The 14503-nt window shown below is 71.4% G+C and carries 9 protein-coding genes; 6 read left to right on the top strand and 3 right to left on the bottom strand.

Features of this window, described 5'->3' with window-relative positions; all coding sequences use genetic code 11:
- Nucleotides 1-2 precede the first annotated feature (2 nt).
- The 5 genes from nudC (at nucleotide 3) to OVA30_RS18770 (ending at nucleotide 5647) form a co-directional block, all read left to right on the top strand.
- Nucleotides 3-962: an NAD(+) diphosphatase gene (gene nudC, locus OVA30_RS18790; protein ID WP_268176358.1), complete on the top strand. Its 960-nt coding sequence runs from the start codon at nucleotides 3-5 to the stop codon at nucleotides 960-962.
- A 171-nt stretch (nucleotides 963-1133) separates the two neighbouring features.
- Nucleotides 1134-1976, top strand: a complete 843-nt coding sequence (gene trpA / locus OVA30_RS18785) for a tryptophan synthase subunit alpha (protein WP_012255531.1) — start codon at nucleotides 1134-1136, stop codon at nucleotides 1974-1976.
- A 110-nt stretch (nucleotides 1977-2086) separates the two neighbouring features.
- The gene (accD, locus tag OVA30_RS18780) at nucleotides 2087-3010 is read left to right on the top strand and encodes an acetyl-CoA carboxylase, carboxyltransferase subunit beta (RefSeq protein ID WP_268176357.1); all 924 of its coding nucleotides are present in this window, start codon (nucleotides 2087-2089) and stop codon (nucleotides 3008-3010) included.
- A gap of 32 nt (nucleotides 3011-3042) precedes the next feature.
- Nucleotides 3043-4368 (top strand): bifunctional folylpolyglutamate synthase/dihydrofolate synthase, encoded by a 1326-nt coding sequence (locus tag OVA30_RS18775; RefSeq protein ID WP_015952634.1) that lies wholly within the window; start codon nucleotides 3043-3045, stop codon nucleotides 4366-4368.
- A 388-nt stretch (nucleotides 4369-4756) separates the two neighbouring features.
- Nucleotides 4757-5647: an outer membrane protein gene (locus OVA30_RS18770; RefSeq protein ID WP_003603559.1), complete on the top strand. Its 891-nt coding sequence runs from the start codon at nucleotides 4757-4759 to the stop codon at nucleotides 5645-5647.
- Nucleotides 5648-5804: 157 nt separating this feature from the next.
- On the opposite strand, the gene trxA is transcribed toward OVA30_RS18770, so the two are convergent.
- Nucleotides 5805-6125, bottom strand: coding sequence for a thioredoxin (trxA, locus tag OVA30_RS18765; RefSeq protein WP_003603560.1), 321 nt, complete (start codon nucleotides 6123-6125; stop codon nucleotides 5805-5807).
- Between the two features lie 375 nt (nucleotides 6126-6500).
- Here trxA and OVA30_RS18760 point away from each other — a divergent pair, with 375 nt between their 5' ends.
- Nucleotides 6501-7787, top strand: a complete 1287-nt coding sequence (locus OVA30_RS18760) for a PQQ-dependent sugar dehydrogenase (RefSeq protein ID WP_003603561.1) — start codon at nucleotides 6501-6503, stop codon at nucleotides 7785-7787.
- 94 nt (nucleotides 7788-7881) lie between these two features.
- Here OVA30_RS18760 and addA read toward each other — a convergent pair whose 3' ends face one another.
- Nucleotides 7882-11325, bottom strand: a complete 3444-nt coding sequence (gene addA / locus OVA30_RS18755) for a double-strand break repair helicase AddA (protein ID WP_268176356.1) — start codon at nucleotides 11323-11325, stop codon at nucleotides 7882-7884.
- Nucleotides 11322-14465 (bottom strand): double-strand break repair protein AddB, encoded by a 3144-nt coding sequence (gene addB / locus OVA30_RS18750; protein ID WP_268176355.1) that lies wholly within the window; start codon nucleotides 14463-14465, stop codon nucleotides 11322-11324. Before addB ends, addA begins: the two co-directional genes overlap by 4 nt.
- Nucleotides 14466-14503: the final 38 nt, after the last annotated feature.

Below are 14503 nucleotides of genomic sequence, written 5' to 3'. Positions count from 1 at the left end.
GGATGACCGGCTCGCCCACCACGCCCGGCCGGGATGCGCTCGCCTATGCCGCGAGCCGCCTCGTGCGACACTCCGCCGAATTCGGCCCGGCCCCCGCCCTGACGGATGCCGGAGCGGATGCCCGCCTCGTGCTGATGGCGGGCGAGACGGTGATCCTGCGCGCCGCCCTGGCGGAGACCGGAACGGCCCTGCTTACGCCGGACGAGGCCGGCCGGGCCGGCGAACGCGCCGTCGAAATCTACCTCGGTCGGGTCGAGGGGCGGCCGGTCTTCGCCGGCGCCGTCCCGGGGGAGGCGGCCCTGCTCTTCCCCGAGCCCGGCCACCGCGCCCTCGACCTGCGGGCGCTCGCGACCGAGGGCGCGGTGGCCCGCGAGGAGCAGGGACTCATCGCCACCGCCAAATCGGTGCTGGCCTGGCACGCGCGGCACCGCTTCTGCGCCAATTGCGGCAGTCCGACCAGCATCGCCGCCGGCGGCTTCCGCCGGGAATGCGAGGCTTGCGGGCTGCACCACTTCCCGCGCACCGATCCCGTGGCGATCATGCTCGTGCGGCGGGGCGAGACCTGCCTGCTGGGGCGTGGCCCGCATTTCAAGCCGGGAATGTATTCCTGCCTCGCCGGCTTCATCGAGCCCGGCGAGACGGTCGAGAACGCCGTGCGCCGCGAGACCCGGGAGGAGACCGGCGTCGCGGTCGGCGCCGTCGCCTATCACGCCTCGCAGCCCTGGCCGTTCCCGGCCTCGCTGATGATCGGCTGCGTGGCCGAGGCACTGTCGGAGGCTATCCGCACCGATCCCGACGAACTGGAGGATGCGCGCTGGTTCTCGCGCCCGGACGTTGCACGGATGATCCAGGGCAACCACCCCGAGGGCCTGACCGTGCCGCCGGCTACCGCCATCGCCCACCTGCTGCTGCGCGACTGGCTGGACGGTGTCATTGGTCCTGCGCCGGGCTCGACGGCGTAAGGCGAGCGCGCTCGCGCTTCACGGACGCGAGCGGATGGTGTAGGCGCCCCCACTTGGCCGGGAAACCGGCCGAGGAATTGGCCGGGGAAGTCGGGCCCTGCGCGGCGGCCCGGTTCCGGGGGAACCGTGCCCCGGGCCTCAAGGCCGGACCTACCGCCGGGAGCGAGAACCATGACCGCCCGCATCGATGCCGCCTTCGCCCGCTGCCGCGCGGAAGGACGTGCCGCCCTCGTCACCTACGTGATGGCCGGCGATCCCGATCCGGAGACCTCGCTCAAGGTGCTCGAAGCCCTGCCAAAGGCGGGGGCCGACATCGTCGAGTTCGGCCTGCCCTTCACCGATCCCATGGCCGACGGGCCGGCGATCCAGGCGGCGGGTCTGCGGGCGCTGAAGGCGGGCCAGGATCTGCGCGGCACCCTCGCCCTCGTCCGCCGCTTCCGCGAGGGCGACGACCGGACGCCCGTGGTTCTGATGGGCTACTACAACCCGATCCATACCTACGGCGTGCCTCACTTCCTGGAGGATGCGCAGGCGGCCGGCATCGACGGTCTGATCGTCGTCGATCTGCCGCCGGAGGAGGACGAGGAGCTCTGCCTGCCGGCGCTCGAAAAGGGGCTCGCCTTCATCCGCCTGGCGACCCCGACCACGGACGAGGCCCGCCTGCCGGCGGTTCTCGCGAACACCGCGGGCTTCGTCTACTACGTGTCGATCACCGGCGTGACCGGCACGGCGACCCCCGATTTCGGCCGGGTGTCGCAGGCGGTCAGCCGGATCACGGCGCATACGAATCTGCCCGTCGTCGTCGGCTTCGGCGTGAAGACCGGCGCGCACGCCGCCGAGATCGCCCGCGGCGCCGACGGCGTCGTGGTGGGCTCGGCCCTCGTCGATGCCCTGGCCCGCAGCCTCGAGCCCGGCGACCGGGCCGGGAGCGGTACGGTCGAGGCGGTCACCTCCCTGGTGCGCGAGCTGGCGCAGGGGGTCCGCAGCACCGCCAAGGCGCCGGCCGGGGCCTGACCGCAGCCGCTCAGCAGGGAGATCCCCTGGGATCGAGGCGGCGGCGATCCGATATCGATGTGGCAAGGGAACGCGGCAAGTGAACGCGCTGGGACAGGGAGTCTGACGCCATGGTCGAGCCGATGAACTGGATCTCGGAGGTCGTACGGCCCCGGATCAAGACGCTGTTCAAGCGCGAGACGCCGGAGAACCTCTGGGTCAAGTGCCCCGACACGGGCCAGATGGTCTTCCATAAGGAAGTCGAGCAGAACCACTGGGTCATTCCCGGCTCCGAACACCATCTCAAGATGTCGGCCACGGCGCGTCTCAAGATGATGTTCGACGAGGGTACCTGGATCGACGTGCCGCTGCCCGAGGTGCCGGCCGACCCGCTCAAGTTCCGCGACGAGAAGCGCTACGTCGACCGTCTCAAGGAGGCGCGGGCCAAGACCGGGATGCCCGACGCGTTCAAGATCGGCTTCGGTCGCGTCGGCAGCCTGCCGATGACGATCGCGGCTCAGGAATTCGGCTTCATGGCCGGCTCCCTCGGCATGGCCGGCGGCGAGGCCTTCGTCCGCGGCGCCGAGACCGCGCTCGAGAAGCGCACCCCCTACGTGCTGTTCGCGGCCTCCGGCGGCGCGCGGATGCAGGAGGGGATCCTCTCGCTTATGCAGATGCCCCGCACCACGGTCGCCGTGCGCCGGCTCCGGGCCGCGCGGCTGCCCTACATCGTGGTGCTGACGAACCCGACCACCGGCGGCGTCACCGCCTCCTACGCCATGCTCGGCGACGTGCATCTGTCCGAGCCCGGCGCGCTGATCTGCTTTGCCGGCCCCCGCGTCATCGAGCAGACGATCCGCGAGAAGCTGCCCGACGGCTTCCAACGGGCGGAGTATCTGCGCGAGCACGGCATGGTCGATCAGGTCGTCCACCGGCATCAGCTCAAAGAGACGATCAGCCGGCTCTGCGGCTTGCTGATGGACGTGCGCCGGACGCCCGAGCCCGGCACCGCCCCCGAGCCGACCACACCCGAACCCCTGCCGAACGCGGCCTGAACTCAATCCGCGACAGAAGGTCTCCGCGCGAGATGGAATCCTCCGACGCGTTGATGGCGCGCTTCCTCGCCCTGCATCCGCGCACGATCGACCTGTCGCTCGGGCGCATCCAGCGCCTGCTCGCGGCCCTGAATCATCCCGAGCGGCGGCTGCCGCCGGTGATTCACGTCGCCGGCACCAACGGCAAGGGCTCGACCATCGCCTTCATGCGGGCAATCCTAGAGGCGGGGGGCTTGGCCGCCCACGTCTATACCTCGCCCCACCTCGTGCGCTTCCATGAGCGCATCCGCTTAGGCGGCATCGGCGGCGGTCACTACGTCGCCGAAGACCGGCTCGCCGACGCCTTTGCCCGCTGCGAGGCGGCCAACAAGGGCGATCCGATCACCGTGTTCGAGATCACCACGGCGGCCGCCCTGCTGCTGTTTTCCGAATGCCCCGCCGACGTGCTGCTGCTGGAAGTCGGCCTCGGCGGTCGCGTCGACGCCACCAACGTCATCGACCACCCGGCCTGCGCCGTGGTCACTCCGATCGGGCGCGACCATGCCGAGTATCTCGGCGACACCGTCGAGGCGGTTGCGATGGAGAAGGCCGGCATCTTCAAGCGCGGCTGCCCGGCGGTGATCGCCGCCCAGGATTATGCCGGGGCCGATGCCGTCCTCTGCCGCCAGGCCGAGCGGATCGGCGCGGTGCCAGTGCGGATCGGCAACCAGGATTTCTCCGTGCACGAGGAGAGCGGGCGCTTCGTCTACCAGGACGAGGTCGACCTGTTCGATCTGCCCCGGCCCCGCCTCGCTGGGCGCCACCAGCTCACCAATGCCGGCACCGCCATCGCGGCCCTGCGCGCGGCGGGCTTCGGCGATATCGGCACGGTCGCCCTCGAAGCCGGCCTGCGCAACGTCGATTGGCCGGGCCGGCTCCAGCGCCTCGTGCGCGGGGCGCTCGCCGAGCGGATGCCCAAGGACGCCGAGCTATGGCTCGACGGCGGCCACAACGCCGATGGCGGGCGCATCCTCGCCGCCGCCATGGCCGATCTGGGCGAGCGCAGCGACGTGCCGCTGGTCCTGATCGTCGGGCTGCTCGGCACCAAGGATGCCGAAGGCTTCCTGAAGAACTTCGTCGGCCTTGCCCGCTCACTTGTGGCGGTGCCGATCACCGGCCAGATGGCGGCGCGGCCCGCCGAGGAAGTGGCGGAAATCGCCCGTGAGGTCGGCCTCTCGGCCGAGGTCGCTCCGAGCGTCGAGGCGGCGTTGGCGGCCCTGTCGGACACGGTCTTCGAGCGCCCGCCGCGGGTCCTCATCTGCGGTTCGCTTTATCTCGCGGGCGCCGTGCTCGAAGCCAACGGCACGATCCCGGTCTGACGGCGTCCGCCGGATCGAAGCGGACTTGCGACGGGCGCGGCGCGAGGGCCGGAGATTCGCGCCGCAAGGCCATCGCTGGGCAGACCACATGAGCCGGAAGCGATTCGCGCGTCACGCCGGGCGGCTAAAGACCTTCATCGACCTTCCGTCATCCGGCCCGTGACCTGTCGAATCATGCAAACGACGCGATGGTGTCTGCGCGCCGTCCCGTCGATCGGCGCATCCTGACCGCCTGATTTACGCAAAACTGGTTTCGGCCTCCCCGCGCACCGGATGTAACCGCTCGGCGGGTCGATTGTGGCCCCCCGGGTGTGGCCTGTTCGCTACATCTCAGGCCAGGGAAATGGTCTAGCTTGTGGGCGATCGGGTTTCTGCTGGGGATCAACAAGTGAAAAAGCTTCTCACCTCTCTCGCCGCCTTCACGGCGCTGACCGCGGCGGCCTCCGCCGCCGACCTGCCGCGCCGCGCTGCTCCGCCGCCGGTCTTCACGCCCATCCCGGTGTTCACCTGGACCGGTTTCTACGCCGGTTTCAACGCTGGCTACGGCTTCGGCGTCGATGACAACGGTGCGGCTCCGGTCGTCGGCGTGAACAGCCTGACCGGCCTCGTGCGTCCCGGCCAAACCGCCGTCATCGCCTTCGGCGGCAACAGCCGCAGCGACGGCTTCGTCGGCGGTGGTCAGATCGGCTACAACTACCAGTTCACCCCGGGCTCCGGCGTCGTGATCGGTATCGAGGCCGACGCTCAGTACGTCGATTTCGGCCGTGACCGGAACCAGTTCGCGGTCGCGAACAGCAACCCGGCCTTCCCGGGCGTCGCCGCTCAGCAGGTGTTCAACCCGAACGGCCTGTCCAGCCTCGACTTCTTCGGCACCGTCCGCGGTCGCCTCGGCTACGCCTTCGACCGCGTCCTGTTCTACGGCACCGGCGGCTTCGCCTACGGCGCCGGCGGCGGCCGTCAGTTCGGCCTGCCGAACAGCTCCTCCGACGACTTCCGCACCGGCTACGCTGCTGGCGGTGGTGTCGAGTACGCTCTCCCGACCGACTCGTTCCTGAACTTCTTCCGCTCTTCGGCCGTCACGCTGAAGGTCGAAGGTCTGTACGTGAACCTCGATCGCGGCGGCGGTGCCCTCAACGGCGCCTTCGCGGTGAACAATGCCGGCGCCGTCATCGGCACGACCAGCCCGGGCGTGATCGTCGTTTCCGGCCCCTCGCGCCGCAACGACACCGAGTTCGCTGTCGTCCGCGCCGGCCTGAACTACAAGTTCGGCAGCTACTAAGCCGAACCTTCAATAACAGGGTCTCGAAACCAGGGAGCCCGGCCGCAAGGCCGGGCTTCTTGCGTTTTGGGGCCCGTCGCGAGCGAAGCAAGGCATGAAAAAAGCCCGGCCTCGCGGCCGGGCTGTCTCGGTTCGTTCGGCCCGAATTCGGGACGGGTCAGGCGCTCGCCTGGATCCAGCGGGAGAGATCGCCCTTGGGGGCGGCGCCGACCTTCTGGCTGGCAAGCTTGCCGTCCTTGAAGATCATCAGGGTCGGGATCGAGCGGATGCCGTAGGTCGAGGCGATGCCGGGGTTCTCATCGACATTGACCTTGACGATCTTCACCTTGCCCTGGAGATCGGCGGAGATCTCTTCCAGCGCCGGGCCGATCTGCCGGCAGGGGCCGCACCACTCCGCCCAGAAATCCACTACGACGGGCTCGGCGGACTGCAGAACGTCCTGCTCGAAGCTCGCATCGGTCACTTTCACGGTCGCCATCGTAGGTCCTTTCGACACGCGGGTCCCACGCGGGTGCATGGAGGGCCCCTGCGCAGAGGGCACCGAGAGCGGGTTCGGCGCCTCACGGTGAGGCGAGAATTGGCGACGCCCGACCGCCCGGTCAAGGCATCCCGCCCCGGCCGCGGGTCTGGCACGCCGAACCCACATGGATAAGCCTGCCTTCGTCCCCGCAATCCCCCCACAAGCGGCTTGCCGGCGGCCTTGCCCAGCACCTTGCCAAGAGCATTGCCCAGCGCCTTGCCCCTGACGAACCACGTGGCGAGTCCGTCTCCTCGCGCGGCCCAACCCTCGCCGTGGGCCACCTGCGCCCCATTTGGCGAGCAAGATCGGCGACCCGCACAAGGATCAATCGACGTGACGCGCACCCTTTCCCTCTTGCTCGCCACCGTTGCGGCCCTCGGCCTCGATGCCCCAGCCTTCGCTCAGCAGCCGGCCGGACAGGAATCGCGCTCGCCCCGCATCGAGGGTGAATCGTTCCAGGCGCCGGCCGCGCCGAGTGCCGGCACGTCGATCGCCGAGAAGGAGGCGCCGAACACCGAGTACAAGCCGCTCCTGCCCAACCAGACCCGTGCGCCGGAGCCCGCGCAGAAGACCGAGTTCGAGACCGCCGTCGTGGCCAAGGGCCTGGAAAGCCCCTGGGCGATGGAGTTCCTGCCCGACGGCCGCATGATCGTGACCGAGAAGGCCGGCAAGATCCGCCTGATCGCCAAGGACGGCACGGTGGGCCAGCCGGTGGCGGGCGTGCCGAAGGTCGATTCGAAGGGGCAGGGCGGTCTTCTCGACGTCGCGCTGAGCCCGAGCTTCGCCGCGGATCGCACGATCTACTTCAGCTACAGCGAGCCGCGCGACAAGGGCAACGGCACCACGGTCGCCAAGGCCAAGCTGGTCGAGAGCGACGGCAAGGCCAAGCTCGACGACGTCAAGGTCATCTTCCGCCAGATGCCGACCTATGACGGCGACAAGCATTTCGGCTCGCGCCTCGTCTTCGCGCCGGACGGCAAGCTGTTCGTCACCGTGGGCGAGCGCTCCGACAAGCAGACCCGCGGGCAGGCGCAGGATCTGACGAGCGGGCTTGGCAAGGTCTTCCGCATCGACACCGACGGCAACGCCCCGAAGGACAACCCCTTCACCGGCGGCGAGAAGGCCAAGCCCGAGATCTGGTCCTACGGCCACCGCAACGTCCAGGCCGCCGCCCTGGACAACCAGGGCCGGCTCTGGACCGTGGAGCATGGGCCGCGCGGCGGCGACGAGCTGAACCGCCCGCGCCCCGGCCTCAACTACGGCTGGCCGGTGGTCACCTACGGCATCGAGTATTCCGGCGAGAAGATCGGCGATGGCCAGACTCAGGCCGGCGGCACGGTGCAGCCGGTCTATTACTGGGATCCGGTGATCGGCCCCTCGGGCATGGCGCTCTACGACAAGGACGCGTTCCCGGCCTGGAAGAACCAGTTCCTCATCGGCGGCCTCGTCAGCACCGGGATCGTCGCGCTCAAGCTCGATGGCGACAAGGTCGTCACCGAGGAGCGCATCCCACTTGAACACCGCGTCCGCGACGTGCGGGTCGGCCCCGACGGCGCCGTCTACGCGGTCACCGAGGATGACGGCCAGATCGTCAAGCTGACGCCGAAGAAGGGCAGCTGAGGAAGACGGAGCAGGTCTCGCCGAGGCTCCCCCCTCTCCCCGCTCTGCGGGGGAGGGACTGTGCGTCTCATGGTGCTCGATCATCGGGCAAGGCTCATTGTCCGAGCAGCGCCCCCTCCACCCGCCGCACCACCGGGCCCGAGGTCCAGACCAGCAGCGCCACGATCGCGTGTTCGGGCCAGATCGCGGCGGCGAGCCGCGCGTAGAGGCTGACCTGAGCCGCCTCGCGCTCCGGCAGCGGCGCGTCGTCCGCGGGCGGGCGGCCGGTCTTGAAGTCGCAGAGGATCACTCGGCCGTCCTCGACGACGAGCCGGTCGATCCGGCCGGTGACGTCGCGCTCGATCCCCTCGACGACGATCCGGCCCGAGAGCGCCACCTCGGCACGGGCTTGGTCTGAGAACAGCGGCGTGAGGTCCGGCGCCTCGATCAGCCGTAGAACCGCGCGGACGAGATCCTTGCGCTTGGCCTCCTCCAGAGTGGGCGCGCGGGCACGGGCGAAGCGGTCGGCGGCTTCGGCCCGCCGGGCCGGCTCGATCCGCGGCAAGTGTTCGAGAAGCGAGTGGACCAGGGCGCCGCGGCGGCGGGCCTCGGCATCGCCGAGGCGCCGACGGGGCTGGCGCTGCCCGTCCGCCGCGCCGAGCGCGCCCGAGGGACTCAGCGGCGGCGCGGCCTCGGCCTCGGGTGCGGCGGCCGAGAACAGCCAGTCCGGCACCACCTCCGGCTCCGGCGGGGCCGTGTCCGCTGCGGCGGCGGCGAGCGAGGCGGCCGAGCCGTCGCGCCAGATCGTGATCGGCCCGTGCTCGGTCTCGACCGCTTCGCCGTCCCCCAGCCCCCGCTCCAGGCCGATGCGGACCATCTCGCACCACGAGGCCGGCGTCTCCCGGGTCGCGCCGCGATAGGGCGCGATGACGAGGTGGTCGGCGGCCCGGGTCATGGCGACGTAGAGCAGGCGGTTGTGCTCTTCCCGCGCCCGCGCCTGGAGGGCGGAGCGGGCGGCCAGCGTCGCCGCGCAATCCTGCGTGCGCCCGCCGGTCCAGACCGGCGGCAGCGGCCCGTCGGCGGTGGAGTCGAGGCCGAGCAGCGGCGGGTCGTTGCGGCCGAGCGGCTCGCAGCCATCGATGACGACGACGACCGGCGCCTCCAGGCCCTTGGCGCCGTGAACCGTCATCACCCGCACCTCGTTGCGGCCCGATTCCAGATCGCGCTTGACCGAGAGGCCGCTTCGACCGCGGCCGGGCCGGACGATGTAATCGGCGAGGAAGGCATCGAGGCAGGGGGCGTCGCCCCCGTTCTCGGCGTCGGCGGCCTGGGCCAGGAACACGTCGATGGCATCACCCGCCTCGCCGCCGAGCCGCGCCACCAGCCGGCTGCGCCCGCCATGGGGGCCGAGCAGGGCGGCGTAGAAGCCGAACGGGCCGTTCTCCGCCGCGAGTTGGATCCAGAGCCGCAGGGCCGTAAGGCCGCGGATCGCCGCCCCGTCGCCGGCCTGCGCGTGGCGGGTCAGCGCGTCTTCCAGCGTCTCGGCGAAGGGGCGGCGGGCGCAGATGCGGGTGAGGTCGTCGTCGGTGAGGCCGACGAGCGGGGTCTTGAGGGCGGTGGCGAGCGTCAGGTCGTCGGCGGGCAGCAGGCCGGCGCGGCCGACCGCGACGAGATCGAGCACGGCGATGTGGCCCGCGACCTCGAGCCGGTCCTGGCCCGCCACCGGCACGCCGAGGCCCTTCATCGCCCGGATCACCTCCTCGAACGCCGCCGAGCGCTTGCGCACGAGGATCAGCACGTCGCCGGGCCGCCAGATCCGGCCGCAGGCATCGCCCTTCGTCGTCCAGGTCTTCACCGCGCGGGCGATGCGGCGGGCGACGACGATGGCCGGCGCGTTGGGCTCCGGCGCATCGACCGGGGCGGCCCAGGCATCGGGCTCCTCGGCTTCCGCCGGCTCCTCGATCCCCCACAGCTCGACCGCGCCGGGCACCCCGGCGCGGGCGGAGGCGTGGACCGTACCCGGCGCGCCCGCATCGAAGGAGAGGCCGGCGAAATGATCCGGCACGCCGAACACGGCATCGACCGCCGCGAGCACATGGCTCGCGGTGCGAAACGAGAGCCGCAGGCTGACATCGGCGAAATCGTGCCCGGCGCCCTCCGCCGCCCGGCCCCAGGCGCGGCGGGTCAGCTCGAATTCCCGCGGGTCGGCGCCCTGGAAGCTGTAGATCGACTGCTTCGGATCACCCACGGCGAAGCGGGTGCGGGTGAGGCCGCGCGCGCCTTCGCCGGCCGCGAACTCGGCGGTGAGCGTGCGCAGGATCTCCCATTGTTGCGGGTTGGTGTCCTGCGCCTCGTCGACGAGGACGTGATCGACGCCGCGGTCGAGCTTGTACAGGACCCAGGAGGCGCCGACCCGCGAGAGCAAGTCGAGGGTCTTGTGGATCAGGTCATCGAAATCGAGGGCGCCGAGACGCGTCTTCTGCGCCTCGACCCGGCGGTGGATCTCGGCGGCGAGCCGAAACAGGCCAAGTGTCCGAGCGAGCGCGCGGGCGGCGCGTAGTGCGTCGAAGAGCGGGATCAGCCGGGCCTGCTCGTCGAGCAGCGCCTGTTTGATGTCCTCCGGTACCGCCTTGGTGCCGAAGGATTTGGCCGCGCGCGGCTCGTCCTTGTCGGTGAAGAAGACCGAGCGGTAGGGCGCCAGCGCCTTGCCCGCGCCGAGGGCGGCGTGCGCCTCCACGAGCCCGTCGGCGAGCTTTTCGTCCGTCGCCTTGCCGGTGCGCAGCCGGCCCGCGATCTCGCGCCAATCGCCGAGGCTGCTCCCCTCCAGGATCTCCGCCTCGATGGTCTCGACGCTGGCGCCATCCGGCAGCGCCAGGGCGCGCGGCAGGCGGGCGAGCGCCGGCTCCAGGGCGCGGTGGTCGGAGAACAGCGCCCGCGTCCGCATGGCCGAGCGGATCGCGTCGCGCAGGGTATCGCCGGAGGCTTCCGCGCCGACCACGGCGAGCGCGTCGGAGAGCGCTTGGTTGCCGCCGAGGATCGCGTCGGCGAGCACGTTGTCGGTCTCGATCTCGAACGCCTCGCGCGACTGGTTGTCGTCGAGCACGACGAAGCGGGCCGGCACATTGGCCTCGAACGGGAACATGTGCAGCAGCCGCTCGCACAAAGCGTGCAGCGTCTCGATCTTGAGGCCCCCCGGCGTCTCGACGGCGCGGGCGAACAGGCGGCGGGCCAGCCGCAAGGTGTCGCGGGCCGGCCGCTCGCCGGTGAGTTCGGTGAGTTCCGCGGTCAGCGCCGCGTCGTCCAGCGTCACCCAGCGGCCGAGGCGCTGGAACACGCGGATCGACATGTTGGCAGCCGCCGCCTTGGTGAAGGTGAGGCAGAGGATGCGGCCGGGCGGCGCGCCGTCGAGGAGCAGGCGCAGCACCCGGTCGGTGAGCACCTTGGTCTTGCCCGCGCCGGCATTGGCCGAGACCCAGGCCGAGAGGCGCGGGTCGGCGGCCCGGCGCTGGGCCGCCTTGGTCAGGTCATCGACGGTGAAGCCGGTCAGCGGGGCGTTCACGCGGCTTCTCCTTGCCCGGCCAGCGACCATTCGAGCACGCGGGCGAGGTGATCGTACTCGTTGTAGGCGCGCTCGTATTGCGGATAGGGGCGCGACAGGTAGGCGGCTTCGCCGGTCATGTAGCGGGCGATCAATCCGCGCAGGCGCTGCCAATGCTCCTCGACGACGGCCTCCACCGCCCGCGCATCGCCGGGCGGCGGCTTGACCGGGATCGGCCGGAATGGCTCGCGCCCACCCGAGGCGTAGACGTAGAGGAGGTCCGGCGGGGAGGCGGCCTTCAGCCCCTCGAAGGCGCCATGCATCAGCATCGCCGCCTCCAGGGTGAGCTGGGGCGAGAAACCGGCAAAGACGGTGCGGTTGCTCGGCGGCGTGCCTGTCTTGAAATCGACAATGCAGTAGCTGCCGTCGGCGCGGGCCTCGATCCGGTCGGCACGGGCCGAGAGCGTGAAGGTTCGCTCGCCCAAGGGGATCGTCACCTTGCCCGAGCGCTCGGCGTGGATCGTGTGCAAGCCCTGGCGCTGGCTCGCTTCCCATTCGAGGAAAGCGACCGCCATGCGCTCGTAGCGGGGAAACCACTCGGCGTAGAGTTCCGGGTACTGGTCCTGAAGCGGGCCGAAGGCGTCGAAGGCGATCGCGTAGAGCAGGGTTTCTGCGTCCGCCGGCAGCGCGCCGGGATGAGCTTGCGAGAAATCGCCGAGGACCTTGTGGATCAGGCTGCCGCGCTCGGCCGCGCCCGGCACCACGGCGATCGGCTCCAGCGCCTCCAAGCCCAGGATGTGCCGGGCGTAGATCGAGTAGGGATCGCGCACCAGCGTCTCGATCTCGGTGACGCTGAGACGCTCCGGGAACAGAGCCGGGTCGGGCTTCGGCGCGGGGCGCTTGAGGCGCGGGGGCGGGGCCTCCTGGCCGCGATCGAGCCGCGCGGCGAGCCCGCGTAGGCGCTGGCCGCGGGCGATAGCGTCGGCCCAGACCGCATCGCCGCCGAAGGCGCGCAGGCGCTGGAGGAAGCGCGACGGCACGGTCGGCGAGCCCTCGCGCTTGGCCGCGCGGGTGACCACGGCGTCATGAGTGCCCAAGCCCTGCACGAAGTCGTGGGCGGCCTGTCCGATCCGCCGCTCGGGCGGGCTCAGGCCCACATCTCCGCGCATCGGCCGGTTGAGGAAGGCGTCGGTGGTCTGGCGCACCGGCCAGACCGTCTCATCGAGCCCGCCCAGCACGATGCGATCGACGGAGAGCAGGCGCGCTTCGAGCGGCCCGAGGATGCGCAGGCGCGGATGCGCGCTTCGCTGCGCGCAGGCGACGGTGCGGTCGCGGGCAAGCGCGGTGAAGAAGGCGGCGTAGTCGGAGAACCGGCCCGGCAGCTCTTCCTGCTCGGCGGATTCGAGATCGTCGAACAGGCCGTCGAGCGTGTCGAGGGAGGGATCGTCGGTCTCGTCCGCGTCACCCTCTTCGGCCCCGCCCATCATCCGCTCGCAGGCCTCGCGGTGCCCGGCGGCGAGCGCCACGAGGTTGCCGATCTCGGGCTGCAGGTCGGTGCGGAACGCATCGAGCGCGATCTCCAGCCGGTCCAGGATGTCTTCGGCGAGATCCCAATCGACCGGCTTCAGCCGCTTCTTGGCGCGCGGCACCCGCTCGGTGGCATTGCGTTGCAGAGCCACCGCGGCGCGCATTCCGTCGAAACTGTTCTTCGGGATCGGGGCGGGGCCGCGCAGGCCGCCGATCTCGAGGGCGGCGGCCGCGCGCACGACCTCGCTGCGGGTGAGCCCCAGCCGGACGAAGGGATGGGCGAGGAGCGCGATAACGCGGGCCGGCGCCACCTCGGCGGCGAGTTCGGCGACGAGCCGGGCGAAGCGCCCGGCCTGCGAGCGCGCCAGGCTCAAGCCCGCCGAATCCTCGGCCGCGATGCCCCAGCGGGCGAGTTCGGCCGAGACGCGTAGCGCCAGTCCGCGGTCGGGCGTGACGAGGGCCGCGGTGGCGCCGGGCGTCTCCAGCGTCTCGCGCAGGGCGAGCGCGGCGACCAGCGCCTCCTCGCGCTCGTCCGCCGCCTCAACCACGGCGAGGCCCGCCATGCCCTCCCGCGCGAGGGTCATCCGCTCGGCCGCGTCGAGGCCGGCCCAGGCATCGGTGGTCTCGGCCGGGCGCAGCGCCTGCGACAGCAGCTTTTCCCGCGCCACCGCCTCGGGCGAGAGATCTCCGAGCGTCTCGACATCCCGGCGCTCGACGGCAAAGCCCCGCGGTCCGGTGAGCGCCCGAAGGATCGCCTGCGGATGGCCGTGGGCGATCTCCTCGTGCTTGCCGCCGGCGCCGTCGATCGCCTCCCAGCCCTCCGCGTCGAGGTGCAGGTCGAGCCCCGGCAGCACCACCGCGCCGCGGGGCAGGCGGGCCACTGCCGCGATCAGCCGGGCGGTGGCCGGCACCGAGCCGGTGGAGCCGGCCACGATCACCGGATCGCCCGGCCGCTCGCGGAACAGCCGGTCGGCCTCGGCCAACACGAGGCGGCGGGCGCGGGCGGTGGGGTCGGCGAGCGAACGGGCGGCGAGGATGTCGGGCCAGTGCTCGGCGGCGATCTTCAGGAAATCGAGGGTGAGGCGGAAATAGCGCGAATGCTCGGCCTCCACCGCGGCGGCGATCTCGCTCCAGGGCAGGCCCTCCACGGTGAGCGCGTCCATCAGCCCTTCGAGGTCGGCGGCGAGCGCCACCGCGTCGGCAGGGGAGGACGGGACGAGGAAGGGCACCTCGTCATCGATGGGCAGGAGTTCGCGGTCCACCGTCTCCGCCCATTTCTGGACGAGCCGGGCCAGGATCAGCCGGCGCTCCAGCGCGGGGATCGAGGGGTAGAGCAGGTCTTCCGGCGTCTCCAGCAGCGTGTTGGACGAGAGGTCGAGCTCCGCCTCGTCGGCCTCGCCCAGCGGGATCATCCGCGGCAGCAGGGCCGCTCCGCCGAGGCGTTGCGCCAGCACGGTCGAGAGCGCGCGCACCGCGCGCTGCGTCGGCAGGTAGAGCGTCACCGAGGCGAGCGCGAAGGGATCGCCGCCGACCGCGCCGACGAGGCGGCCCGACACGAGGGCGTCCGCCAGCGTCGGCAGGAACGGCGCGCCGGGGGGAATCGTGAAGACGCGGGGGGCGGCGCTGGCGGACATGCTCGACGGTTTGAACCTGACGCTCTGCGGTCGTGACC

It is taken from the genome of Methylorubrum sp. SL192, from assembly GCF_026672325.1.
Lineage (GTDB): Bacteria > Pseudomonadota > Alphaproteobacteria > Rhizobiales > Beijerinckiaceae > Methylobacterium > Methylobacterium extorquens.
This window is presented reverse-complemented; position numbering and strand designations above follow the sequence as displayed.